This window comes from Micromonospora sp. IBHARD003, assembly GCF_056106285.1.
Genome location: NZ_JBWBBX010000001.1, coordinates 6267076 through 6292150, shown reverse-complemented (window position 1 = coordinate 6292150; position 25075 = coordinate 6267076). Strand labels below are relative to the sequence as shown.

At 70.6% G+C, this 25075-nt stretch carries 24 protein-coding genes; 8 read left to right on the top strand and 16 right to left on the bottom strand.

From position 1 onward, the window contains the following. Positions 1-5 precede the first annotated feature (5 nt). Positions 6-2054, bottom strand: coding sequence for an APC family permease (locus ACTWOL_RS27955; protein WP_474299560.1), 2049 nt, complete (start codon positions 2052-2054; stop codon positions 6-8). A 374-nt stretch (positions 2055-2428) separates the two neighbouring features. Between ACTWOL_RS27955 and ACTWOL_RS27950 the strand changes: the two genes are divergently transcribed. Beyond that, positions 2429-3097, top strand: a complete 669-nt coding sequence (locus ACTWOL_RS27950) for a potassium channel family protein (protein ID WP_474299559.1) — start codon at positions 2429-2431, stop codon at positions 3095-3097. After that, complete coding sequence (locus ACTWOL_RS27945) at positions 3097-3777, top strand: potassium channel family protein (RefSeq protein WP_474299558.1); 681 nt, start codon at positions 3097-3099, stop codon at positions 3775-3777. The genes ACTWOL_RS27950 and ACTWOL_RS27945 overlap by 1 nt, the downstream gene beginning before the upstream one ends. 185 nt (positions 3778-3962) lie before the next feature. Here ACTWOL_RS27945 and ACTWOL_RS27940 read toward each other — a convergent pair whose 3' ends face one another. The 7 genes from ACTWOL_RS27940 to ACTWOL_RS27910 all read right to left on the bottom strand — a co-directional run bounded on the left by ACTWOL_RS27940 (position 3963) and on the right by ACTWOL_RS27910 (position 10984). Beyond that, positions 3963-4712 (bottom strand): DUF3159 domain-containing protein, encoded by a 750-nt coding sequence (locus ACTWOL_RS27940; protein ID WP_474299557.1) that lies wholly within the window; start codon positions 4710-4712, stop codon positions 3963-3965. A 3-nt stretch (positions 4713-4715) separates the two neighbouring features. Beyond that, positions 4716-5123 carry an OB-fold nucleic acid binding domain-containing protein gene (locus tag ACTWOL_RS27935; protein ID WP_474299556.1) on the bottom strand — a complete coding sequence of 136 codons (408 nt, stop codon included), beginning with the start codon at positions 5121-5123 and terminating at the stop codon, positions 4716-4718. A 207-nt stretch (positions 5124-5330) separates the two neighbouring features. Further along, positions 5331-6014, bottom strand: coding sequence for a response regulator (locus ACTWOL_RS27930; RefSeq protein WP_474299555.1), 684 nt, complete (start codon positions 6012-6014; stop codon positions 5331-5333). Positions 6015-6193: 179 nt separating this feature from the next. Continuing rightward, on the bottom strand, positions 6194-8737 hold the full coding sequence (locus ACTWOL_RS27925) for an ATP-binding protein (protein WP_474299554.1): 2544 nt from the start codon (positions 8735-8737) through the stop codon (positions 6194-6196). A gap of 375 nt (positions 8738-9112) precedes the next feature. Further along, positions 9113-9880, bottom strand: a complete 768-nt coding sequence (locus tag ACTWOL_RS27920) for a DUF3710 domain-containing protein (RefSeq protein WP_474299553.1) — start codon at positions 9878-9880, stop codon at positions 9113-9115. Position 9881: 1 nt separating this feature from the next. Then, entirely contained in the window at positions 9882-10409 is a 528-nt protein-coding gene (gene dut / locus ACTWOL_RS27915; protein WP_474299552.1) for a dUTP diphosphatase, read from the bottom strand. Continuing rightward, a complete protein-coding gene (locus tag ACTWOL_RS27910) occupies positions 10409-10984 on the bottom strand; it encodes a PaaI family thioesterase (protein WP_474299551.1) in 576 nt (191 codons plus the stop codon). Before ACTWOL_RS27910 ends, dut begins: the two co-directional genes overlap by 1 nt. Before the next feature lie 58 nt (positions 10985-11042). On the opposite strand from ACTWOL_RS27910, the gene ACTWOL_RS27905 reads away from it, so the two are divergent. Beyond that, positions 11043-11525 carry a DUF3093 domain-containing protein gene (locus ACTWOL_RS27905; RefSeq protein WP_474299550.1) on the top strand — a complete coding sequence of 161 codons (483 nt, stop codon included), beginning with the start codon at positions 11043-11045 and terminating at the stop codon, positions 11523-11525. Between the two features lie 79 nt (positions 11526-11604). Here the strand turns inward: ACTWOL_RS27905 and ACTWOL_RS27900 are convergent, their stop codons facing one another. The 4 genes from ACTWOL_RS27900 to ACTWOL_RS27885 all read right to left on the bottom strand — a co-directional run bounded on the left by ACTWOL_RS27900 (position 11605) and on the right by ACTWOL_RS27885 (position 15176). Then, a complete protein-coding gene (locus ACTWOL_RS27900; protein WP_474299549.1) occupies positions 11605-12303 on the bottom strand; it encodes a hypothetical protein in 699 nt (232 codons plus the stop codon). A 264-nt stretch (positions 12304-12567) separates the two neighbouring features. Then, complete coding sequence (locus ACTWOL_RS27895) at positions 12568-12864, bottom strand: DUF4193 domain-containing protein (RefSeq protein WP_166632484.1); 297 nt, start codon at positions 12862-12864, stop codon at positions 12568-12570. Between the two features lie 427 nt (positions 12865-13291). Next, a complete protein-coding gene (locus tag ACTWOL_RS27890; protein WP_474299548.1) occupies positions 13292-14518 on the bottom strand; it encodes a sensor histidine kinase in 1227 nt (408 codons plus the stop codon). 4 nt (positions 14519-14522) lie between these two features. Continuing rightward, positions 14523-15176, bottom strand: a complete 654-nt coding sequence (locus ACTWOL_RS27885) for a response regulator transcription factor (RefSeq protein ID WP_256525659.1) — start codon at positions 15174-15176, stop codon at positions 14523-14525. Between the two features lie 397 nt (positions 15177-15573). Here ACTWOL_RS27885 and ACTWOL_RS27880 point away from each other — a divergent pair, with 397 nt between their 5' ends. Further along, entirely contained in the window at positions 15574-15747 is a 174-nt protein-coding gene (locus ACTWOL_RS27880; RefSeq protein ID WP_474299547.1) for a hypothetical protein, read from the top strand. Positions 15748-15835: 88 nt separating this feature from the next. Here ACTWOL_RS27880 and ACTWOL_RS27875 read toward each other — a convergent pair whose 3' ends face one another. Together ACTWOL_RS27875 and ACTWOL_RS27870 are read right to left on the bottom strand one after the other, a co-directional pair. Next, positions 15836-16636: an inositol monophosphatase family protein gene (locus ACTWOL_RS27875; protein WP_474299546.1), complete on the bottom strand. Its 801-nt coding sequence runs from the start codon at positions 16634-16636 to the stop codon at positions 15836-15838. Between the two features lie 66 nt (positions 16637-16702). Then, the gene (locus ACTWOL_RS27870; RefSeq protein WP_474299545.1) at positions 16703-17845 is read right to left on the bottom strand and encodes a ferrochelatase; all 1143 of its coding nucleotides are present in this window, start codon (positions 17843-17845) and stop codon (positions 16703-16705) included. Positions 17846-18069: 224 nt separating this feature from the next. Between ACTWOL_RS27870 and ACTWOL_RS27865 the strand changes: the two genes are divergently transcribed. The 3 genes from ACTWOL_RS27865 (at position 18070) to sepH (ending at position 22304) form a co-directional block, all read left to right on the top strand. After that, on the top strand, positions 18070-19314 hold the full coding sequence (locus ACTWOL_RS27865; RefSeq protein WP_474299544.1) for an MFS transporter: 1245 nt from the start codon (positions 18070-18072) through the stop codon (positions 19312-19314). Next, on the top strand, positions 19271-20593 hold the full coding sequence (locus tag ACTWOL_RS27860) for a D-arabinono-1,4-lactone oxidase (protein WP_474299543.1): 1323 nt from the start codon (positions 19271-19273) through the stop codon (positions 20591-20593). The genes ACTWOL_RS27865 and ACTWOL_RS27860 overlap by 44 nt, the downstream gene beginning before the upstream one ends. Positions 20594-21275: 682 nt before the next feature. Continuing rightward, a complete protein-coding gene (gene sepH / locus ACTWOL_RS27855; RefSeq protein WP_474299542.1) occupies positions 21276-22304 on the top strand; it encodes a septation protein SepH in 1029 nt (342 codons plus the stop codon). 192 nt (positions 22305-22496) lie between these two features. On the opposite strand, the gene ACTWOL_RS27850 is transcribed toward sepH, so the two are convergent. Beyond that, positions 22497-23354, bottom strand: a complete 858-nt coding sequence (locus ACTWOL_RS27850) for a sulfurtransferase (RefSeq protein WP_474299541.1) — start codon at positions 23352-23354, stop codon at positions 22497-22499. A gap of 228 nt (positions 23355-23582) precedes the next feature. On the opposite strand from ACTWOL_RS27850, the gene ACTWOL_RS27845 reads away from it, so the two are divergent. Further along, entirely contained in the window at positions 23583-24362 is a 780-nt protein-coding gene (locus tag ACTWOL_RS27845; RefSeq protein ID WP_474299540.1) for a VOC family protein, read from the top strand. A gap of 58 nt (positions 24363-24420) precedes the next feature. Here ACTWOL_RS27845 and ACTWOL_RS27840 read toward each other — a convergent pair whose 3' ends face one another. Beyond that, positions 24421-25071, bottom strand: a complete 651-nt coding sequence (locus ACTWOL_RS27840) for a thymidine kinase (RefSeq protein WP_474299539.1) — start codon at positions 25069-25071, stop codon at positions 24421-24423. Positions 25072-25075: the final 4 nt, after the last annotated feature.

The window sequence follows — 25075 nt, the reverse complement described above, 5'->3', positions numbered from 1 at the left end:
GCCCCTCAGCCCTTGCCGCCGGGCTCACCGGACCGCTCGTTCACGGGGCCGCGGCGCACGGCGCCCGGAGCGTTCCACTCCTGGCGCTTCTTGGCCCGCAGCTTCGCGGCCTCGGAGGACTGCAGCTGGTAGGGCACCGAGGTCACCATGACCCCGGGTGTGAACAGCAGACGGCCCTTGAGGCGCAGGGCGCTCTGGTTGTGCAGCAGGTGCTCCCACCAGTGGCCGACCACGTACTCGGGGATGATCACGCTGACCGCGTCGCGCGGGCTCTCGCGCCGCAGGCTCTTCACGTATTCGATGATCGGCCGGGTGATCTCGCGGTAGGGCGAGTCGAGGATCTTCAGCGGCACATTGATGCCGCGCCGGTCCCACTCCTCCTTGAGGGCCTTGGTCTCGGCCGGGTCCACGTTGATGCTCAGCGCTTCGAGACGGTCGGAGCGCATCAGCTTGGCGTAGGCGACGGCGCGCAGTGTCGGCCGGTGGACCTTGGACACCAGGACGATGGAGTGGACCCGGGAGGGGCGCACGGTGTCGTCGGTCGGCTCGTCCGGCGCGGAGATCTCCTCCGATACGCGGTCGTAGTGCTTGCGGATCGCCGTCATCGTTCCGTAGAAGATCACCATGCCGAGCAGGGCCACCCAGGCCCCGTGGGTGAACTTGGTGACCAGGACGACGACCAGCACCAGGCCGGTGAAGAACGCGCCGAAGGCGTTGATGGCCCGGGAGCGGACCATGTGGCGGCGCTTGGCGGGGTCCCGCTCGGTCTTCAGATGACGGTTCCAGTGCCGGACCATGCCGGTCTGGCTGAGCGTGAAGGAGACGAAGACGCCGACGATGTAGAGCTGGATCAGCTTGGTGGAGTCGGCTCCGTAGACCCAGACGAGCAGGACGGCGGCCCCGGCCAGCAGCACGATGCCGTTGGAGAAGGCGAGCCGGTCACCACGGGTGTGCAGCTGGCGCGGCAGATAGCGGTCCTGGGCGAGGATCGAGCCGAGCAGCGGGAAGCCGTTGTACGCGGTGTTCGCCGCCAGGAAGAGCACGAGAGCGGTGGCGGCCGCGAGGATCACGAAGAAGAAGGTGCCGTCGCCGAAGACGGCGGCCGCGACCTGTGAGATCACCGGGTCCTGGACATAACCGGAGCCGACCGGGGCGCCGTTGTTGATCAGGTCGTGCGCGGGGTTCTCGGCCATCCTGACGTCGGTGGCCATGGCGAGGCCGATGATCCCGCAGAACATCGTGACGGCGAGCGCGCCCATGAGCAGCAGCGTCGTGGCGGCGTTCTTGCTCTTGGGCTTGCGGAAGGCGGGGACGCCGTTGCTGATGGCCTCGACACCGGTGAGCGCGGCACAGCCGGAGGAGAAGGCGCGCAGCAGCAGGAAGATGAGGGCGAAGCCGGCCAGTCCCTGTGCCTCGGGCTTGATCTCGAAGCCGGCGGTCGGCGCGCGCATGGTGTCGCCGAGGACGAGGCCCCGGAAGGCACCCCAAGCGACCATGATGAAGACGCCGGCGACGAAGACGTACGTCGGGATCGCGAAGAGCTTGCCGGACTCCTTGACGCCGCGCAGGTTCATCAGCGTCAGCAGCACGATGATGCCGATGGCGCAGAAGACCTTGTGCTCGACCACGAAGGGGATCGCGGAGCCGAGGTTCTCCACGCCGGAGGAGATCGACACGGCGACGGTGAGGACGTAGTCGACCAGCAGCGCGCTGGCGACGGTGAGTCCGGCTCTGGGGCCGAGGTTGGTGTTCGCCACCTCGTAGTCGCCGCCGCCGCTGGGGTACGCGTGGACGTTCTGCCGGTACGAGGCGACCACGGTGAACATCAGGACCACGACGGCCACGGCGATCCACGGGCTGAAGTGGTAGGCCGACACACCCGCGATCGAGAGGACCAGCAGGACTTCGCCCGGGGCGTACGCCACCGAGGACAGCGGGTCGGAGGCGAAGACGGGGAGCGCGATGCGCTTCGGCAGGAGCGTTTCCCCGAGCCTGTCGCTGCGCAGGGCCCGGCCGATCAGGATCCGTTTGGGCAGGTCGGTCAGTTTGGACACGCAGAGGATCGTAAGGGCTCCATACGGAGGACGCCCAGCCGCGGCCCTCTTCGGCCCGGATTTCCCGTTGACCGCCACGCTGCGGTGGGGTAGCGCCACGGAGGGCTACCGCACAGGCCGTCGCGTCCGCTGCGTCTTTCCGTGGCCGGAGCCTGCGTCGTCCCCGCCCGTCCGCGGCGCGTCCGCACGTGATCCACGCCGGGAACGCCCGTATCGGCACCGCGGATGAGGGCAACGTGGGCACTGCGTCATAAGCTCGTCAAGGGCAACATCGCACGCCGTTGCCCCTGTCATGGCCCGGCAGAGCCGAGAGAGAAGAGTGACCAGGGTGTTTGCGCAGGTCAGCGGGTTGACCAGGACTGCGGGGTAGATAGGTGCACATTGTCATCATGGGCTGCGGCCGGGTGGGATCGGCACTCGCGCAGACCCTGGAGCAGCAGGGGCACACGGTCGCCGTCGTCGACCAGGACCCCACGGCCTTTCGCCGACTGGGCTCCGGATTCGGGGGCCGGCGGGTCACCGGAGTCGGTTTCGACCAGGACACCCTGCGCGAGGCGGGCATCGAGGAGGCCGGCGCCTTCGCCGCGGTGAGCAGTGGGGACAACTCGAACATCATCGCCGCGCGGGTCGCCCGGGAGATGTTCGGCATCGAGAACGTGGCGGCACGGATCTACGACCCCCGGCGTGCCGAGGTCTACCAGCGCCTCGGGATCCCGACCGTGGCCACGGTCCGCTGGACCGCCGACCAGATGCTGCGGCGGCTGCTGCCGTCCGGTGCGGAGCCGCTGTGGCGGGACCCGAGCGGGGGCGTGCAGCTCGCCGAGGTCCACACGTCGCCTGCCTGGATCGGACACAAGGTCAGCAAGCTGCAGGAGGAGACCGGCGTGCGTGTCGCGTTCCTCACGCGGCTGGGCGAGGCAGTGCTGCCGACCTCGCAGACGGTCCTGCAGGAGGGCGATCTGGTCCATGTGATGATGCGCACGGACGAGATCGAGAAGGTCGAGGCGGCGTTCGCCCAGGGTCCTGAGGAGGGCGGTCACTGATGCGGGTCGCGATTGCCGGGGCCGGCGCGGTGGGACGTTCCATCGCGGGAGAGCTCCTGGAGAACGGGCACGAGGTGCTCCTGATCGACAAGGCACCCACCGCGATCTCGGTGGAGCGGGTGCCGCAGGCGGAGTGGCTGCTGGCCGACGCCTGTGAGATCACGTCGCTCGACGAGGCCGCGCTGCAGCGCTGCAACGTCGTGATCGCCGCCACCGGTGACGACAAGGTCAATCTGGTGGTGTCGCTGCTGGCGAAGACCGAGTACGGCGTACCGCGCGTGGTCGCCCGGGTGAACAACCCCAAGAACGAGTGGCTCTTCAACGAGTCCTGGGGCGTGGACGTGGCTGTCTCCACACCGCGGCTGATGTCGGCGCTGGTGGAGGAGGCGGTGAGCGTCGGCGACCTGGTCCGGCTGCTGCGCTTCAGCCACGGTGACGCGAACCTGGTCGAGCTGACGCTGCCGCCGGAGTCGGCGCTGGCCGGCACCCAGGTCGGGGACGTGGCCTGGCCGGAGGACACCTCGCTGGTGACGATCATCCGCGGTCCGCGGGTGCTGACGCCGCACGGTGAGGAGACGCTGGAGCCGGGTGACGAGCTTCTCTTCGTCGCCGCCCAGGCCCGTGAGGAGCAGCTGGAGGACCTGCTGTCGGTCCGCCGCGAGAATCCCGCGACGAGCTGACACGCGCAACGGGCGAGGGGCCCGGGACTCTCGGATCGACCGAGATTCCCGGGCCCCTCGTCTGTGCGTCATACGCCTGTGCGTCATGGGCCTGTGCGTCGTGCCGGTCGGTACGCGTGCTGTCGGACGCGCGCGGCACGCGAGCCGTCCGGGTCCCGGATCCTGCAGGATCCGGACGACAGACCTCAGACCTCGGGATCGCCCGCCGTACCGGCCCTGCGCTCCGCCTCGGCCCGCTCGGCCCGCTCCTGTTCCTCCATCTCCGCGAACACATCGATGGGCGGCGGCGCCTTCGCCAGGAAGACCCAGGTCAGATAGACCGCGAGCAGGAAGGGCGGGATCTTGAGGGCGACCAGGACCCAGCCGAACTGCGTCGTATCGGCCCACCAGTAGAGCGGGAACAGGATCGCGCACTTTGCCAGGAGGATCAGGCCCCAGGCCCAGCTGGCCTTGGCGTACGCCTTCTTGCGCCCCGGGTTGCGGGTGCGCCAGGAGAGGTTCTCCTTGAAGACCGGGCCCAGGATGAGGCCGATCAGCGGCACGCCCGCGAGTGTCGTGATGATGTACGCGAGCCCCAGGCCCAGCGTGTACAGCATGCCCGGCAGGTAGAAGTCCTTGGCGTTGCCGGTCATCATCGCGAAGACGACACCGAAGGCCACCCCGAAGACACCGCTGAACGCGTGCTTCACGGTGTCCCTGCGGATCAGCCGTACGGCGACGAGCAGCAGCGAGACCGCGAGTGCGGCGATCGCCGAGATGTGCAGGTCCTTGTTGATCGTGAAGATCGTGACGAAGAGCAGTCCGGGCAGGACCGTCTCCACCATGCCCCGGACCCCGCCGAAGGCCTCGAACAGGGCCGCTTCCGTGACGGCCTTGGCGTGCTCGTGGCCGCCGTCTTCCTGGTCCTGCGCGGTCGGCTTGTCGAGGGACGTCACCGGCTACTCCTGTCCGAGCGGTCGCAGCTCGTATTTGGGGTTGAACAGCACACGCCGGCCGTGGCTCATGGCGATCCGGCCCGAGGCGATCATCCTGCGGCCCGGTTCTATGCCCACGATCGAGCGCCGGCCCAGCCACACCACGTCGAGGGCGGCGGAGCCGTCGAACAGTTCGGCTTCGAGAGCCGGTACCCCGGCCCTCGGGCGCAGGGTGACCGTGCGCAAGGTACCAGTCACCTTCACGATCTGCCGGTCCCCGCAGTCGGAGATGCGTGTGCAGCCCGATGCCTGCGAGTCCTCCTGAAGCTCCTCGGACTCGAGGTCCTGCTGGGAGCTGGACAGACGGTCGAGCATCCGGCGGAAGCGGCCTGCCGGTTTCTCGCCATTCTCGGATCGAGATACAGCACTCATACCGAAAGCGTACCGGGGAGCTCCCAAGGTCCCGCCCACGAGCCGATCATGACTGATTCGTCGCGTTCGCACCGGTCATGGCCCGGTGACGCGCGGAGCCGCACCAGCGCGCCCGGAAGGCCCCTTCAGCGCGCGGGAGCCACGGCAGCGCGCCCGCAACGCCGCGTCAGCGCGCGGGAGCCGCGCCAGCACGCCCGGAACGCCCCTTCAGCGCTCGAAGCGGTATCCCATCCCCGGCTCCGTGAGGAAGTGCTTCGGGTGTGAGGGGTCCGCCTCGAGCTTGCGCCGCAACTGCGCCATGTAGACCCGCAGATAGTTGGTCTCCGTGCCGTACGACGGCCCCCACACCTCCTGGAGCAGCTGCTTCTGGCTGACGAGCCGCCCGGTGTTGCGCACCAGGACCTCCAGCAGATGCCATTCGGTCGGCGTGAGCCGGACGTCCTTGCCGCCGCGGTTGACCTTCTTCGCCGCCAGGTCGACGGTGAACTCCTCCGTATCGACGGTGACGATCTCGTCGTCGCCGCCCACCGGCTCGGCCCTGCGCACGGCGGCGCGCAGCCGCGCGAGCAGCTCGTCCATCCCGAAGGGCTTGGTCACATAGTCGTCGGCTCCGGCGTCCAGTGCCTCGACCTTCTCGTCGGAGGTGTGCCGGGCGGAGAGCACCAGGATCGGGACACGCGTCCAGCCGCGCAGGCCTTTGATCACCTCGACGCCGTCCATGTCCGGCAGCCCGAGGTCGAGGACGACGACGTCGGGGTGGCGCGCGGCGGCGAGCTGCAGCGCGGTCGCCCCGTCGGATGCCGCGTCGACGTCGTACTTGCGCGCCTTCAGGTTGATCACGAGGGCGCGTACGATCTGCGGCTCGTCGTCGACCACGAGCACTCGGGTCATGAGTGCCTTCCTTTCGTCTCTCTCGTCCGTGGTTCGGGCTCTGTGCGGGGAGGTCGTCCCGTGCGGGCTCTGCGCGGGAGGTCGCCCCGTGCGGGGGCTGTGCGGGCGGGGCGTAAGGGGCTGGGTGGTACGGAGGAGGCGCCCCGGTGCGTGCTCCGGGGTCCGGGTCAGGGGCGGAGTCAGACGGCGGTCCAGGCGGGGGCTTCGGAGCCGGCCGTCGTGCCGCCGTGCGCGGCCCGGAGCGTGAGGACCATCGTCAGACCGCCGCCGGGGGTGTCCTCGGCGGTCAGTGTGCCGCCCATGGCTTCGACGAAACCGCGGGCGACGGCGAGCCCGAGTCCGACCCCGGCCCCGCGGGGCGCGTCCCCGTAACGCTGGAACGCCTCGAAGATCCGCTCCTTCGCCTCGTCGGGTACACCGCGGCCGCGGTCGGCGACCCTTAGCTCGACGCGGTCGCCGAGCACGCTCGCCGACACCATGACGGGTGTCGCGTCGGGGCTGTACTTGACGGCGTTCTCGACGATGTTGGCCACGGCACGTTCCAGCAGCCCCTTGTCGACGTGGACCATCGGGAGGGTCTCGGGGATGTCCGGCTCGACGGCCGAGTCGGGGACGCCGACCAGCGCCATGGGCACCACCTCGTCGAGGTCGATGTCCCGGATGAGGGGCGTGACCGTGCCGGTCTGCAGCCGGGACATGTCCAGCAGATTGCCCACCAGGTGATCGAGCCGGTCGGCCCCCGTTTCGATGCCTTCGAGGAGCTCTGCCCGGTCCTCCTCGGACCAGTCGACGTCGTCCGAGCGCAGCGAGCTGACGGCCGCTTTGATGCCCGCGAGCGGGGTGCGCAGATCGTGGCTGACGGCGGCGAGCAGGGACGTGCGGATCTTGTTGCCCTCGGCGAGCTTACGGGCCTCCTCCGCCTTGTCGACGAGCCGCTGACGGTCCAGGACGACGACCGCCTGCGCCGCGAACGCGCCGAGGACACGGCGGTCCTCGGCGGGCAGCACCCTGCCGGACAGGGCGAGGGCCATGTGGTCGCCGACGGGCATGTCGACGTCGGCGTCGTCGGGCCGGGCGGCGGGCGTGGGGCCCACGCTGCCCGCGCACGCCCAGGGTTCCACCTCGCTGCCGCGCTCCAGGAGGGCGACCGACTCCATGCCGAAGGTCTCGCGTACCCGCTCCAGCAGCGCGTCGAGGGTGGTCTCGCCGCGCAGCACGCTGCCCGCGAGGAACGAAAGGATCTCGGACTCGGCGCGCAGCCGGGCGGCCTGGTGGGTCCTGCGGGCCGCGAGGTCGACGACCGAGGCGACCGAGATGGCGACGGAGACGAAGATCACGATCGCCACGATGTTCCTGGGGTCGGCGATCGTGAAGAGGTGCAGCGGCGGGGTGAAGTAGTAGTTCAGCAGGAGCGAGCCGACGGCGGCCGACGCCAGAGCCGGGAACAGTCCGCCGATGAGCGCGGCGGCGACGGTCAGCGACAGGAAGAGCAGCATGTCGTTGGCGAGGCCGAGCTGGACGTCGACATGGGTGAGCACCAGCGTCAGCAGGGCGGGACCCAGGATGCCGGTCAGCCATCCCGCGATGATGCGGGAGCGGCCGAGCCGGGCTCCCCTTGCCACGGGCAGGCCCCGGCCCTTGGCGGCCTCTTCGTGCGTGACGATGTGGACATCGAGGTCGGGACCCGATTCACGGGCCACGGTCGCGCCCACGCCGGGACCGAGGACGTACTGCCAGGGCTTGCGGCGCGAGGAACCGAGCACGATCTGGGTGGCGTTGACACCGCGGGCGAAGTCGAGCAGCGCGGCGGGCACGTCGTCGCCGATGACGTGGTGGAAGGTGCCGCCGAGGTCCTCGACCAGGGTGCGCTGGACCGCCAGCTCCTTCGGCGAGGCGGAGGTGAGTCCGTCACTTCGGGCGATGTAGACGGCGAGGATCTCGCTCCCCGACCCCTTCGCCGCGACCCGGGCGGCCCGGCGGATGAGGGTGCGCCCCTCCGGGCCGCCGGTGAGTCCGACGACGATGCGCTCGCGCGCCTGCCAGGTGGAACGGATGTTGTGTTCCCCGCGGTACTGCTGGAGGTACTCGTCGACCCGGTCGGCGACCCAGAGCAGGGCCAGCTCCCGCAGGGCCGTGAGGTTCCCGGGACGGAAGTAGTGGGAGAGCGACGCGTCGATCTTGTCGGGCTTGTAGATGTTGCCGTGCGCCATCCGGCGGCGCAGCGCCTGGGGCGACATGTCGACCAGTTCGATCTGGTCGGCGCGCCGGACGACCTCGTCGGGCACGGTCTCCCGCTGCCGCACGCCGGTTATCGTCTCGACGACGTCGCCGAGCGACTCCAGATGCTGGATGTTGACGGTCGAGATGACGTCGATCCCCGCGGCGAGCAGCTCCTCGACGTCCTGCCAGCGTTTGGCGTTGCGTGAGCCAGGCACATTGGTGTGGGCCAGCTCGTCCACGAGGGCGACCGTCGGCCGGCGCTCCAGGACCGCGTCCACGTCCATCTCGGTGAACGTGGTGCCGCGGTATTCGATCTGCCGGCGCGGGATCTGCTCAAGGCCGTGCAGCAGGACCTCGGTGCGCGGCCGGTCGTGGTGCTCCACGAAGCCGACGACGCAGTCGGTGCCCCGTTCGACGCGACGGTGTGCCTCGGAGAGCATCGCGTACGTCTTGCCCACGCCCGGAGCGGCACCGAGGTAGATCCGTAGCTTGCCGCGTGCCATGGCCTCATTGTCCTTCAGTAGCCGCCCGGGGCAGGTGAGTGAGCCGAAGGGGCACGGCGCACGCCAAAAGCGCCCCGGTGGGGTCCCCGGCCGAGGGTCGGGCAGTGGATCGGGCCTGAGCCGCAGCCGGATGGGACGCTTCTGTGAAGTTACCTCCACCAAATCCGGCAAAACGCGCATAAGGTGCAGGCGAGGGGCGTATTGACGGGATTCTGACGCGGCCGGACCTGCGTGCTCCCATACGACCGACGGGCCGCACACCGGAAAGGTGTGCGGCCCATCACAATCGGTCACCGGTACCGGTTGCCCGGACAGGGCCTCACGGATCGGTTCCGGTGGGTACCCGGATGCCGGCGCCGGGGGCGCCGGTGAACCTCAGCGAACCTCGGTGATCTCCGGTCCGCGCTGGAGCTGGCCCATCCCACCGGAGAAGCGGGATCCCTCCTGCTCATCCTGCTGGACGCCCTCGGGCACCATCTGGGCGTCGTTCGGCAGCTTGAGGACGATCGGGTCACGCGGTGCCATCGGGCCTTCGCCGCGGACCACGACCGTGTCCCTGAAGATCTGCTCCAGCAGACCGGCCGCCTGCGGCTGCACCGCGCCCTGCCCCGAGATCACTCCGCGCAGGAACCACCGCGGTCCGTCGACACCCACGAAGCGGACCAGCTGGACGCCGCCGGTGCCGTCCGGCAGCTGGACCGGCACCTGCGCCCGCAGCTCCCAGCCCAGCGGGCCCTCGACCTCGTCGATGACGCCGCCCTGCTGGGTGATGCCGGAGGCGATCTCCTCGCGGACCTCGCCCCAGATGCCTTCCTTCTTGGGCGCGGCGAACGCCTGCAGCTGGATCGCGCTGTCGCGCAGCACGACCGTCGCCGCGACGATCGCGTCGCCCGCGACCTCCACGCGCAGCTCCATGCCCTCGACTCCGGGCACGAAGAGCCCGCCGAGGTCCACCCGGCCGTCGCCGGGGCTGGAGACCTCGGAGACGTCCCACGGGCCGTCGGGCCGGGGCGCCGGCGGAAGGTTCACCCGGCGCGGCGCGTCTTCCTCCGCCGCGTCCTGTGTGTCGAGCTCGTCGACGACCTGCTCGGCCTCGCCCGCCACATCATCGGCGGTACCGCTCTTCTTGCGACGTCCGAACACGTCATTGTCCTTCCCGGTCGGATACGACCGAAGCGTATCGATTCCCACCCTGTACGCCGCCCACGGCTGACCCGCCCCCGGCGGTGTGACCGCCGGTGGACCCGAAGCCCCCCTCGGCCCGAGCCGAGCCGGGAAGCTCCGCCACCTCGTGGAAGCGCACCTTCTCGACCTGCTGGACGACCAGTTGGGCGATCCGGTCGAACCTCTCGAACCGCACGCTCTCGCGCGGGTCCAGATTGACCACGATCACCTTGATCTCCCCACGGTACCCGGCATCCACCGTCCCCGGGGCATTGACGAGGGCAACACCGCAGCGGGCCGCCAGCCCCGAGCGCGGATGCACGAAGGCCGCATACCCCTCCGGCAGGGCGATGGACACTCCGGTGGGGAGTACCGTGCGCTCCCCCGGTGCGAGCTCGGCGGCCTCGGTGGTCACCAGATCGGCGCCGGCATCGCCCGGATGTGCGTATGCCGGAATCGGCACCTCCGGGTCGAGACGTCGGATCAGTACGTCGACGGGATTGCGCATCAGGGGTTCACCTCGAAGGCGCGGGCGCGCCTGACCTGGTCGGGGTCGGCCATCGCGGCCTGGATCTCCTGGGGACGGCCGTTGTCGACGAAGTGGTCGATCTTGACCTCGATGAAGAGGGCTTCGGCCCGGACGGCGACCGGCCCCTCGGGGCCGCCGATCCGGCCGGTGGCCCTGGAGTAGATCTTCCGGCCGCTGACCGCGGTGACCTCGGCCTCCAGGAACAGCACGGTGTCCACGGGCACGGGACGCAGGAACTCGGTCTCCAGCCGTCCGGTCACCGCGATCACACGGAGCAGCCAGTTCAGCGAACCGAGCGTCTCGTCGAGCGCCGTGGCGAGCACGCCGCCGTGAGCCAGGCCCGGGGCGCCCTGGTGGGCGGTCGTGACCGTGAACTCGGCGGTCAGACTGACGCCTTCACCGGCCTTGGCCTCCAGGTGCAGCCCGTGGGGCTGCCCGCCGCCGCAGCCGAAGCAGTGGTCGTAGTGCGCGCCGAGCAGCTCGCCCGGGGCGGGAGCGCCGGGGTGCCGCACCGGCGCTATGGCGTCGGCGGGAGGGGTCAGTGCAGTACTCACAGGCGCAGACCTTACCCGCGCCGGTAGGCGCAGGTCGCGCCGTGCCAAGCTTGGATTCATGCAGCCTTCCGCCACCCCCTCCGGCCCGTCCTCCGCGCCGTCCTACGACGAGCGTCTCACCGCCCCCCGCTCCTGGTGGTTGATCACGGCTCTGGCGGCCCTCTCCGGCGGTCTGGTGCTGCTGCCGCTGGGGCCGGTGCCGATGCTGGCCGGGCTGATCGGGGCCGGTGCGCTGGCGGCGGCCGCGGTGAGTTCGTACGGCTCGGCCCGGATCCGGGTGGTGGCCGGCTCACTGGTCGCGGGGGATGCGCGCATCCCGGTGACCGCGCTGGGCGAGGCGGAGGTCCTGGACGCGGAGGAGGCCCGGGCCTGGCGTTCGTACAAGGCGGATCCGCGGGCGTACATGCTGCTGCGCAGCTATGTGCCGACGGCGCTGCGCGTGGCCGTCACGGACCCCGAGGACCCGACGCCGTACATCTATGTCTCGACCCGGGATCCCCGGGCGCTGGTGGCCGCCCTGGACGCCGTACGGGCACGATGAGCGGCGTGGCGCCCGGGTAGTGGCCTGAGGGTGGCGGCCGGAGGTCTCGCGCACCCCGTGACAGGTCCGGCGGGCCGGATCAGCCTTCCAGCTCCCGGCGCAGCTCGGGCGGGAGTTCGGCGGGCAGCTCCCCCGTGGGTTTCTCCAGCCGGGGCAGCTCGGGCAGCTCTGCCCAGGGGACCTGTCGTGACCGCAGGTCCTTGCGGATGTGCTCGGCGAGCTTCCTGGTGTCGCGGCGGTTCATCACGGCGCCCACGGCGGCTCCGACCATGAACGGCATCACGTTCGGCAGATTGCGGAACATGCGCTTCATGATCTGCTGGCGCAGTTCGCGCTTCATCTGGCCGCCGAGTGCGTTGTTGATCGTCGTGGGCTTGGTCACGTCGATGCCGCGCTCCTCCGACCACGAGGTCAGATAGGCGGTGGCGCGCTCTCTGGTGCTGCCCGGGGGCCGCATGCCGTAGACCTCGTGCAGCTCGGCGACGAGCTTCAGCTCGACCGCGGCGACGCAGATGATCTCGGTGGCCAGTTCGGCCGGCAGGGCGGGGGGAACGGGCAGCATCGCCGCCGCGCCGACGCCGGCGCCGACGGTCGAGCTGGCGTTGGCCGCTCCCGCGATCAGCTTGTCGGCGAGCTCCTCGGGGCCGAGGCCGGGAAATTGTGCCCGCAGGGCGGCGAGATCGCGCACCGGGACTCGAGGCGCGATGTCGATCACCCTGTCGGTGATCAGGCTGACGAGGGCCTTGCCTGCCTCGCCGGTCCTGCGGACGCCGCCCATGACCGCGTCCAGCCGCCGGGCTCTGGCCGGCGACCCCGGCAGTGCCTCGAGCGAGGCCGGGAGGCCTCGCTCGTCGTCACGTGCACCGTCCGGAGGAGGCGGGTGACCGGCATGCCCGTGCCCTGCTCCGTGGGGCGCCTCAGCGCCGTCCCACGGCCCCGGGGCGCCCTCGGGGGCCTGAGGACCCGGAGAACCCTTCCGCCGGAAGCGGCGCCTCTTGGAGGGCTGCTCCGGCGGTGTCTCGCCTGCCACTGCGACCGGACCTCAGTCGCAGTCGCGGCAGATCGGCTGGCCGTTCTTCTCGCGGGCCAGCTGGCTCCGGTGGTGCACGAGGAAGCAGCTCATGCAGGTGAACTCATCGGCCTGCTTGGGCAGGACCCGGACGGCCAGCTCCTCGTTGGAGAGGTCTGCGCCGGGCAGCTCCAGGCCTTCCGCCGCCTCGAACTCGTCGACGTCGACGGTCGACGTCGTCTTGTCGTTCCGACGGGCCTTGAGTTCTTCGATGCTGTCTTCGTTGAGGTCGTCATCGGTCTTACGTGGGGTGTCGTAATCGGTTGCCATGTCGCTCTCCCCCTCTGGGTGTCTGCGGTGTCTCCAGCGCACGTAACGCGTGAGAGGCCGGACTTGTGCCCGACCCGAGGCGGAGATTTTGCCGCACATCAAGGTCTGTTACTCAATCGACACCCGACCGGACCCCTCGAGAGTGATCGGGTTGGATGGCGATCGGGACCGTACACGGTCCGAATGTCGCACTACACGGGCGCCACCCCGTGTACTTCCCGTGATACGGACACCTGAAAACCCGGACTTTTACCGGCTTTCCGTAGGGTTTCCGATCACGGAGAGTAGAGGGCCGGAAATCCGCCGCTGTGATCGATCACACACGGACTTCCCGGGGTCGAGTCCCGAAAATTCCGCGTAAAGCGAACAGAAGCATTTTCCCGGCAACGAGGGCGGACCCCCGTCGGATTTGCCTGCCGGACCGGTGTCAGACCGGCAGTGTCACCCGCATCACGAGGCCGCCGCCCTCGCGCGGCTCCGCGATGATACGGCCACCGTGGGCCCGCGCAACGGACCGGGCGATCGACAGGCCGAGACCGACTCCCTTGTCGCTGCCCGTCCGCTCCTGGCGCAGCCGCCGGAACGGCTCGAAGAGGTTGTCGATCTCGTACGCCGGGACCACCGGGCCCGTGTTGGACACCACAAGGACCGCCTGACCGTGTCCCGACTCGGTGGCGACCTCCACCCAGCCGCCCTCCGGAACGTTGTACCGCACGGCGTTCTGGACGAGGTTCAGGGCGATCCGCTCCAGCAGGACGCCATTGCCCTGGACGAGGGCCGGCGCCCGCCGCCCGCGGAACTCCACGCCCTTGGCCTCGGCCTCGCTCCGCGCCTGGTCGACGGCCCGGGTGGCCACCTCGGCGAGATCGACAGGCTTGCGCTCGACGATCTGGTTGTCGCTGCGGGCGAGCAGCAGCAGGCCCTCCACCAGTTGCTCGCTGCGCTCGTTGGTCGCCAGGAGCGTCTTGCCGAGCTGCCTGATGTCGTCGGACGCTCCGGGATCGGAGAGATGCACCTCGAGCAGGGTGCGGTTGATCGCCAGCGGTGTGCGCAGCTCGTGCGAGGCGTTCGCGACGAACCGCTGCTGCGCCGTGAAGGCCCGCTCCAGGCGCTCCAGCATCTCGTCGAACGTGTCGGCGAGCTCCTTCAGCTCATCGTCGGGGCCGTCCAGCTCGATACGCCGGGCCAGGTCGGACCCCACCACGCGGCGGGCGGTGCGGGTGATCTGCCCGAGCGGGGACAGCACCCGGCCCGCCATCGCGTATCCGAAGGCGAACGCGATCACGCTCAGACCGACCAGAGCGAACAAAGACCGGGTGAGGAGCTCGTCGAGGGCGTGCTTGCGCTGCTCGGTCACACAGGCGTTCATGACCTGGTTGAACTCGGCGGGCGGTGCCTTGTCCGGGAAGTTGCACACCTCGCTGGTCACACTGCCGTCGACGATCTTGAACGGCAGCTGGCTGCCCACCTGCACGGCCTGCGCGGCCAGCAGGTAGATGATCGAGAGCAGCAGGATCCCGGCGATCAGGAACATGCCGCCGTAGAGCAGTGTGAGCCGTATCCGGATCGTCGGCCGGAACCAGGGGCGGACGGGCTCACCGGGAGCCCAGGTGGGTTTCGGGGGCGCCGTGGGAGGCGCGGGTGCTGCTGCCACGGGATCAGATCCGGTAGCCGGAGCCGGGGACCGTGACGATCACGGGCGGCTCGCCGAGCTTGCGGCGCAGGGTCATGACGGTGACCCGTACGACGTTGGTGAAGGGGTCGGTGTTCTCGTCCCAGGCCTTCTCCAGCAGCTGCTCGGCCGAGACGACCGCTCCCTCGCTGCGCATGAGCACCTCCAGCACGGCGAACTCCTTGGGGGCCAGCTGGATCTCCCTGCCCTCGCGGAAGACCTCGCGGCGGTTCGGGTCCAGCTTGATGCCGGCACGCTCCAGGACCGGCGGCAGTGGCACCGTCGTGCGGCGGCCGAGCGCACGGACGCGGGCGGTCAGCTCGGTGAACGCGAACGGCTTGGGAAGGTAGTCGTCGGCGCCCAGCTCCAGACCCTCCACACGGTCGCTGACGTCACCGGACGCGGTGAGCATGAGCACGCGGGTCGGCATGCCCAGCTCCACGACCTTTCGGCAGACGTCGTCGCCGTGGACGAGCGGGAGATCGCGGTCGAGCACGACGACGTCGTAGTCGTTCACCCCGATGCGCTCGAGGGCCGCGGCGCCGTCGTACACAACGTCGACCGCCATCGCCTCCCGGCGCAGTCCGGTGGCCACCGCATCGGCGAGCAGCTGCTCGTCCTCGACCACGAGTACGCGCACGTGGCTGGTCCTTCCTCTGGTGTTTGTGATTCCCGATGTGCTGTGGTGGTGCTGTCCGCAGTGCCCGCCGCCGTGCCGGGACCACCCCGTGACCAGGGCACGCCGTGTGTTGCGGCGGCATCACCGTGTGCCTCCATCCTGCCCCTTACGCGCGTAAACCGGAGGTAAGTCACGGTGCCCCCCTGGAGGGCGCGCTCAGGTCGCCGGGAATTCACGGGATTACCGGAAGAGTTGAGGTTTCTCACCGGAAGGGCTTGGGCAGGACGACTGCACACCCGCGATCACGCCATGTATGTGGCTTGCCACACCCCGCTCTCTGTCCCCCAGGGAGGGGGGCGTGATCAACCCGCCGTAGGCACACCCCCGTGCCATCGACCCACGACGAGGGGGCGCAACCATGGACGCATTCACCGCAGGACTCCTGCAGCGCATCAAGGCCACGGAAACCGACCTCACGCGGGCTCGTGAGACGGGCGACGACTTCCTGGCGGACGTCGAGCAGGCCGAGCTGGACGACCTGCATCGCCTCGCCGCCGAGCACGGTGTGGAGGTCGGCGCCGCACACGCCTGACAATCGCAGAAGCACGCCCGACAGTCGCAGAAGGCTGCACGAGGGCCCGGCGCCGTCCCGCGGCGCCGGGCCCTCGTGTGTGCCGGTGTCAGTCGTGCCAGGCGCCCAGTTCGTCGAGCAGGCGCTGCAGCGGCTCGAACACCCCTGGGGTGCCCGCGACCGCCAGGTCGCCGGACGGCCGCTGCCCCGGGCGGGCGCCGGTGAGGGCGCCCGCCTCGCGGGCGATCAGATCGCCCGCGGCGAGGTCCCAGCGGTGGAGCCCGCGCTCGTAGTAACCGTCCAGCCGGCCGGCGGCGACATCGCAGAGATCGACGGCCGCCGAGCCGCCGCGGCGGATGTCCCTGAGGCGCGGGATCAGCTCACGGGCGACGTCGGCCTGGTGGCTGCGGACGGATTGGACGTAGTTGAAGCCGGTCGACACCAGCGCCTGGTCGAGCGGCGGGGCCGGCCGGCAGCGCAGCCGCCGCTCGCCGCAGAAGGCTCCGCGGCCGAGCACCGCGTGGTACGTCTCGCCCCTCATCGGCACCTCGACCACCCCGACCACGGCCTCGCCGTCCCGCTCGGCGGCGATGGACACGGCCCAGGTGGGCAGGCCGTACAGATAGTTGACCGTGCCGTCGAGAGGGTCGACCACCCAGCGCACTCCGCTGGTGCCGTGCGTGGACCCGCCCTCCTCGCCGAGGAAGCCGTCCTCGGGACGCCGCTCGGCGAGGCACCCCGTGATGAGCTTCTCCGCCGCGATGTCCATCTCGGTGACGACGTCGATCGGGCTGGACTTGGTCGCGGCGACGGCCAGGTCGTCCGGCCTGCCGTCACGCAGCAGTGCGCCGGCCCGCCGCCCGGCCTCCAGGGCCAGGGACAGCAGTTCGTCGAGCAGGGGGTCGGTCACGAGGTGCTCCCTCTTCGGGTACGAGGTCGTCGGGCACGGCGGCACGGTGTCGTGCGCGCCGGGGGCTCATGCGTACGGGCTGTCGGCCCCGGCCGCCGCGGGCCGCTCCGACCGGGCCGGGCAGCAGCCGATCGGGCACAGGTCGTGCGACGGTCCGAGCGCGCCCAGCGCACACCGCTCGACCACCGTGGCCCGCTCGGTGGCCGCCCGCTCGAGCACCAGCTCCCGTACCGCCGCGGCGAACCGGGGATCCGCACCGACCGTGGCCGAACGGCGCACGGGCAGGCCCATCTCGGCGGCCTTGGCCGTGGCCTCGGTGTCCAGGTCGTACAGGACCTCCATGTGGTCCGAGACGAACCCGATCGGCACCATGACCACCGCGGGCGCCCCGGCCCCGTGGACCTCCTCCAGGTGGTCGCAGATGTCCGGCTCCAGCCAGGGGATGTGCGGTGCCCCGCTGCGTGACTGGTAGACCAGCCGCCACGGATGCCCGGTCCCCGTCTCGTCCCGTACGGCATCGGCGATCACGCGCGCCACATCGAGGTGCTGCTTCACATACGCCCCGCCCTCACCGTGCTCCCACGCCGGACCCGAGGCATCGGCGGCGGCGTCCGGGATGGAGTGGGTCGTGAAGGCGAGGTGCGCCCCGGCGCGCGACTCCTCGGGGAGGTCGGCCAGGGACGCCAGTACGCCCTCGACCATGGGGCCGATGAATCCGGGGTGGTTGAAGTAGTGCCGCAGCTTGTCCACCCGGGGCAGCGGCAGCCCTTCCGCCTCCAGCGTGGCGAGCGCGTCGGCCAGGTTCTCCCGGTACTGGCGGCAGCCCGAGTACGAGGCGTAGGCACTGGTCGCGAGCACCGCCACCCGCCTGCGTCCGTCGAGCACCATCTCCCGCAGGGTGTCGGTCAGATACGGCGCCCAGTTGCGATTGCCCCAGTAAACCGGCAGATCGAGGCCCACGGCCGCGAAGTCCTTGCGGAGTGCGTCGAGCAGGGCCCGGTTCTGGCCATTGATCGGGCTGACGCCGCCGAAGAGGAAATAGTGCTGCCCGACCTCCTTCAGCCGCTCCTTGGGGATTCCGCGGCCTCGCGTCACGTTCTCCAGGAACGGGACCACGTCGTCCGGGCCTTCCGGGCCACCGAAGGAGAGCAGCAGCAGGGCGTCGTAGGGGGACGGGTCGGGCGGAGCGGTGTCGAGCTGTTCGGCCATGGTGCGATCCTCCCACCCTTCTCCCCGGCCCTACGGGTCCGGTGAGCCTTGCCGCCTGCGGCGGGGAGACCCCTGACTTCTGTGACGGGAAGGCCGGGACCGAGATCACGGGTCCGGAACCCCACTGGAGTAAGGGTTACCTAACCCGTAAGCTGTACCAGCCGCCCACACGCCTTACGGAGCGCTCCTGCGCCCGTCCGCCCACGCCCACGACGGAGCGCCCCTTGCCCAGTCCCTACCGCGCGATATTCGCCGCTCCCGGCGCCTTGGCGTTCTCCGCCGCCGGTTTCTTCGGCCGTATGCCGCTGTCCATGATGGGCGTCGGCATCGTGACCATGGTCTCCCAGCTGACCGGGCGCTACGCGCTCGCCGGGGCTCTGTCCGCGACGCTCGCCCTCTCGGCGGCCGTACTCGGCCCGCAGGTCTCCCGGCTGGTCGACCTGCACGGCCAGCGCCGGGTGCTGCGTCCCGCCCTGCTGATCTCGATCGCCGCGGTGGCCGGTCTGCTCCTCGGCGCCCGGGAAGGGGCTCCCGACTGGGTCTACTTCGTATTCACCGCCTGCGCGGGCTGCATCCCCGCCGTCGGCGCCATGACCCGGGCCCGCTGGGCGGCGATCCACGAGGGGGTGCCGGAACGCCTGCACACGGCCTATGCCTTCGAGTCGATCGTCGACGAACTGTGCTTCATCGTCGGCCCGATCATCTCCATCGGTCTGTCCACGATCTGGTTCCCGGAGGCGGGTCCGCTGCTCGCCGCCGCCTTCCTCGCGGTCGGCGTCCTCTGGCTGACGGCGCAGCGCGCGACCGAGCCCGCGGTGCGCCCGCGCGAGGAGCACACCCGCGGCTCCGCACTGCGCTCCCCCGGGCTGCAGGTGCTCGTGGCTACGTTCGTGGCGACGGGCGCCATCTTCGGCTCGGTGGACGTGGTGACGGTGGCCTTCGCCGACGAGCAGGGCAGCAAGGCCGCGTCCAGTCTGGTCCTCGCGGTCTACGCACTGGGCTCCTGTCTCGCGGGAGCCGTCTTCGGACTGCTCCGCCTCAAGGGCGAACCGTCCCGCAGGTGGGTGCTGGGAGTCTGTGCGATGTCCGTGAGTATGATCCCCCTCCAACTGGCCGGGAATCTCGCGACCCTGGCCGTGTCGCTCTTTGTCGCGGGCCTTGCCATCGCACCGACGATGGTGACCACGATGGCCCTCGTCGAAGCACACGTACCGCGCACCAAGCTGACCGAGGGCATGTCCTGGACGGGCACCGGGCTCGCGGTCGGCGTGGCACTCGGCTTGTCGGCCTCGGGGTGGATGGTGGACGAGTACGGGGCCGGTGCCGCGTACGCGGTGCCCGCGGTTGCGGGAGTGCTCGCGGTCGTGATCGCGATCCTGGGGTACCGCCGGCTGAGGAAGCCGGTGCCGACGCGGGAGGGGCAGGATGACGAGCACATCCAGGACCAGGACGGGGAACGCGTGGCGTAACTGGGCGGGGACGGTGACCTCCCGCCCGGTACGGGAGGTCACCCCGGCCACCTCCGACGAACTGGCCGCGGCCGTGCGCGCCGCGGCCGAGGACGGCCTGCGGGTGAAGACGGTCGGCACGGGCCACTCGTTCACGGCCATCGCCGCGACCGACGGGGTGCTGATACGGCCCGATCTGCTGACCGGCATCCGCGAGATCGACCGCACGGCGATGACGGTGACGGTCGAGGCGGGTACGCCGCTGAAGCGGCTCAACGCCGCGCTCGCCCGTGAGGACCTCTCCCTCACGAACATGGGCGACATCATGGAGCAGACCGTCGCGGGCGCGACCAGCACCGGCACGCACGGCACCGGCCGGGATTCGGGTTCGATCGCCGCGCAGATCAGGGGACTCGAGCTGATCACGGCGGACGGGTCGGTGCTGCGCTGCTCCGAGAAGGAGAACCCGGAGGTCTTCGCCGCGGCCCGGCTCGGGCTCGGCGCCCTCGGCGTGATCAGCGCGATCACCTTCGCCGTGGAGCCGCTCTTCCTGCTGCGGGCACGCGAGGAGCCGATGGAATTCGACCGCGTCACAGCCGAGTTCGACCAACTGCACACCGAGAACGAGCACTTCGAGTTCTACTGGTTCCCCCACACGGGCAACTGCAACACGAAGCGAAACAACCGCAGCGCCGGGCCCGCCGCGCCCCCCGGAACGGTGAGCGGCTGGATCGAGGACGAGCTGCTCTCCAACGGGCTCTTCCAGGTGGCCAATTCCCTCGGCAGGGCGGTGCCGGCGACGATCCCGGCGATCGCCAGGGTTTCCAGCCGGGCCCTGTCCGCCCGCACGTACACGGACATCCCCTACAAGGTCTTCACGAGCCCGCGCCGGGTGCGCTTCGTGGAGATGGAGTACGCGCTGCCGCGTGAGGCCGTGGTCCCGGCGCTGCGCGAGGTCAAGGCGATGATCGAGCGTTCCTCCTTGAGGATCAGCTTCCCGGTGGAGGTGCGGACCGCTCCCGCGGACGACATCACGTTGTCGACGGCGTCGGGGCGCGACAGTGCGTACATCGCCGTGCACATGTACAAGGGCACGCCGTACCGGGCGTACTTCACCGCGGTCGAGCAGATCATGACGGCGCACGCCGGCCGCCCGCACTGGGGCAAGGTGCACACGCGCGATGCGGAGTACCTCGAAGGCGTGTATCCGCGGTTCGGCGAGTTCACCGCGCTACGGGACCGGCTGGACCCTGGGCGGGTGTTCGGCAACGACTATCTGCGGCGGGTACTGGGCGACTGACGGCGACCGCCCCGCAGGACCGGTCTGCCCCGCGCTTCGCCGCACTTCGCCGCGAAGGACGCGGGGCACCAGGGCCGATGACGGCCACGGCGAGCGCCGCGAGGATGCTTCCCGCGACCTGGGGGACGCTCAGATCGAGCCGCTGCCCCTTGCGTTGCTCCGTCGTCCGCTCTTCGCCACCCGGCTCGAACTCCTCTTCAGCCTCTGCTTGCCCATCTATCCCATCACGCACCAGAAAGGGACATAACTACGGAGTGGATGATTCCGTTTCAGGGGATTCCGTGAAGATTGACACTCCTCGATTCCGGGACGAGGACTCAACTCCCACCCCCCGCCATAAGTTCGGCGGCGCGCCGGTCCACCCCCGTGGCCCGAATGGAGTACTGTGGCGAGCCCTGGGACCGGTCCCCTCACGGGCGTCCGGACTCGCGGAAGGGGGCCGAAAGCGGCACTCGAACCGTGCGGCGCCGCGGCACTGCACGGTTGCCTGCTGCCCAGCGTAACGACGTCCGTCACGCTGCGTGGCAAACAGGTAACCGTGCCATAACGGCGATCCAGGGCCCGTGCCCGACACGCCGGGCAACTCGGCAAGGTTGTGGCAGGCTGCACCCGGGCAGGCCACACTCGACTAGCGGAAGCAGCGACGCAGGTGACGTCGGCAGGCACCACCCGGGAGGTCCCCATGCCCGAACTGCGTGTCGTGGCCGTCTCCAACGACGGCACACGACTGGTGCTGAAGGCTGCGGACAGCACGGAGTACACGCTTCCGATTGACGAGCGGCTGCGCGCCGCCGTCCGCAATGACCGCGCCCGTCTCGGCCAGATCGAGATCGAGGTGGAGAGCCATCTCCGCCCGCGCGACATCCAGGCCCGCATACGGGCCGGTGCCTCCGCCGAAGAGGTCGCCCAGCTCGCCGGCATCCCGGTCGACCGCGTGCGGCGCTTCGAGGGGCCCGTGCTGGCCGAGCGCGCGTTCATGGCGGAGCGGGCCCGCAAGACGCCCGTACGCCGCCCCGGCGAGAACACCGGACCCCAGCTCGGCGAGGCGGTGCAGGAGCGGCTGCTGCTGCGCGGTGCCGAGAAGGACAGCGTGCAGTGGGACTCCTGGCGTCGTGACGACGGCACCTGGGAGGTGCTGCTCGTCTACCGGGTGGCGGGCGAGCCGCACTCGGCGAGCTGGACGTACGACCCGCCCCGGCGCCTCGTCCAGGCCGTCGACGACGAGGCACGCTCGCTGATCGGTGAGACGGACGACTCGATCGCCCAGGAGCCGAGCTTCCCGTTCGTCCCGCGTATCGCGCGCCTGCCGCGCGATCGGCCGCTGGACCGCACCCTGGACCGGCCCACACCGGTCCCGGCCGGCGAGACCGAGGACAGCGAGCGCGACTCCCTGACGAGCCTCCTGGAAGCGGTCCCGAACTTCCGTGGCGACATGGTCGTGCCCGAACGTCCGGCCGCTGTCGACGCACCCGCCGCCGAGGCGGCCGAAGCGGTCGAGGCTGAGGAACCCCCGGCCTCTGCCGCGTCCGCGGGCGCCGGCTCTGCCTACGCCGACGTCCTCATGCCCCGTTCGGTGAGCGGTCACCGCGACCGCCTCACCGGCACCACCGACCGCCAGGCGGAGGCCGACGGTGTCCGCCCCGGTCGGCGCGCGGCGGTACCGAGCTGGGACGAGATCGTGTTCGGGACGCGGAGGAAGAAGCAGGAGTAGCGCACCCCGCGCCACCCGATGGGCCCGTACGGCAGTCCGTACGGGCCCTTGTGCTGCCTGCGAGGCCGGGCCGGCCCTCCGGCCCCACCGTGACGGGCCGGCGGCCTCACGGCGGCGCCTGGATGCCGCGGCCCGGTCCGCCGATGCCCGTTCGCCGGGGTCGCGCCGACGGCTGCGCCGTGAGCGCCGTCGCTACTGCGGGTCCGGGCCCGTGGCCACCGGCCGGGTCTCGTCGGAGGACCACTCCGACCAGGAGCCCGCGTACAGCGCGGCCGGGATGCCTGCGATCTCCAGGGCCAGGACCTCATGGGCGCCGGAGACCCCGGAGCCGCAGTAGACACCCACCTCGGCGGCATCGGCCGCGCCGAGGCGCTTGAAGTGGACGGCGAGCTCCTGCGCGGGGCGGAAGGTCGTGGCGCCCGGGGTGACGGTCTCGGTCGTCGGGGCGGACACAGCGCCGGGGATATGACCGCCGACCCGGTCGATGGGCTCGACGTCGCCGCGGTAGCGTTCGGCCGCCCGCGCGTCCAGCAACAGCCCGGAGCGGGCCAGCGCCGCCGCCCCGTCCGCGTCGAGCAGCGGGACGGCACCCGGTGCCGGGGTGAAGTCTCCCGGCTCGGGTGCGGGGACCTCCGTCGTCAGCGGGCCGTCCCAGGCCTCCAGCCCACCGTCCAGGACCCGTACGTTCCCGTGGCCCGTCCACCGCAGCAGCCACCACGCACGTGCCGCCGCCCAGCCCTGGCCCCCGTCGTAGACCACGACCGGTGCGGACCCCGACACGCCCGCGCATCGCATGGCCGCGCCGAAGGCCGCGACGTCCGGGAGCGGGTGCCGGCCGCGGCCCACCCCGGGCGGGCCCGCCAGCTCGGCGTCGAGATCGACGTAGACGGCACCGGGGATGTGCCCGGCCCCGTAGGCGGCCCGCCCGTCGAACGGAGCGGCACCCGCAGCCTTGGCCAGTGACAGCTGCCAGCGGACGTCGAGGAGGACGGGAGGTCGGGGACCGGCCGACTCGCTCAGCAGTTCTGATGCGGTGATGATGGGGTTCATACGAGCCATCCTCGCGCAGGGCACGGCGTGCCCTCAGGCCAACGGAGGGGATGGGCCATGTCAGAACGGGCATCCTCCTGGGAGATCCCCCGAAAAGCGGCGCGGCCGGGACACGCCGCGCGCCGGGGGGTGCAAGCATCTGCAGGGGGCACCGGGCTGCTGCCCGGCAGGGCCCGCGCCCGGCCCCCCGCCGCACGGCCACGACGATGGTCCGAGGAGAGAGTGACGATGACGACCGAGGCGACTCGGCGCACGCCCGGCACGCCCTGCTGGGTGAGCCTGATGGTGCACGGGCTTTCCGCGACGCAGGACTTCTACCGGGATCTGTTCGGATGGGACTTCATCCCCGGACCGCAGCACTTCGGGCCGTACGTCCGCGCGCTGATCGACGGCAAGGAGGTCGCCGGCATCGGCCAGCTCCCCCTCGACCGCCATCTGCCGATCGCCTGGACGCCCTACATGGCCACCGACGACGCCGACGAGACCGCCGAGCAGATCAAGTCCTGCGGTGGCACCGTCGGCGTCGGCCCGCTGGACGTGGCCGACGCGGGCCGGATGGCGATCGCCTCGGACCCGGAAGGGGGCGTGTTCGGCATCTGGCAGGCCGCCGCGCACACCGGGACCGCCCTGTTCGGCACGCATGGAACACCCGTCTGGAACGAACTGGTCACCAGAGAGACGTCAGCGGTCAGCAAGTTCTACCAGTTCGTCTTCGGCTATGACGCGGAGCCGGTGGTCTCGGCCGAATTCGACTACATGACGCTGCACTTGGAAGGCCGCGCGGTGGCCTCCCTGCACGGCGTGGGGTCCGCCCTGCCTCGTGACCGCGGCTCGCACTGGATGACGTACTTCGAGGTCGAGGACACCGACGAGACCGCGGCCCGGGTGCAGGACCTCGGCGGCCATGTCCTGCACGCCCCGCGTGAGGGCACCAGCGGCCGGCTCGCGACGGTCGCGGATCCGGAGGGCGCGGTCTTCACGATCGTCCGGAGCGCGACGCGCGAGTGACGGCCGGGCTTCCCCAGCCCCTTCAGGCCGCCGTCCCCGCCCAGGCCGCCGTCCTCGGTCAGACGGGCGGGACGGGGAGTACGTCCGGCGACAGCGCGCCCGCGTGAGCGCTCGCACTGGTCATACGGCGCCGGTGGTGGCGCCGGCACAGCACTTCGTAGCCGATCACGTCCGCCGACCGGTTCACATCGCCGACGACCACCTGCGCACCCTCGACCACCATCTCCCCGTGAACCGTACGGGCGTTGTGGGTGGCACGGGCTCCGCACCAGCACAGGGCCTCGACCTGCAGCACCTCGACGCGGTCGGCCAGCTCCACCAGTCGCTGGGAACCGGGGAACAGCTTGGAGCGGAAGTCGGTCGTGATCCCGAAGGCGAAGACGTCGATGCCGAGATCGTCGACGACACGCGCGAGTTGGTCGATCTGCTCGGGGGCGAGGAACTGGGCCTCGTCGGCGATGACGTAGTCGCAGCGGCTCCCCTGGGACAGCCGGCCGACCAGATACGCGTAGAAGTCGAAGCCCTCGGCAGCCTCGATCGCGTCGGTCACCAGGCCGAGCCGTGAGGAGAGTTTGCCCTCGCCCGCCCTGTCGTCACGGGTGAATATCATGCCCTGGAGCCCGCGTGCGGACCTGTTGTGCTCGATCTGAAGAGCGAGGGTGCTCTTTCCGCAGTCCATCGTTCCGGAGAAGAACACCAGCTCGGGCATGAGG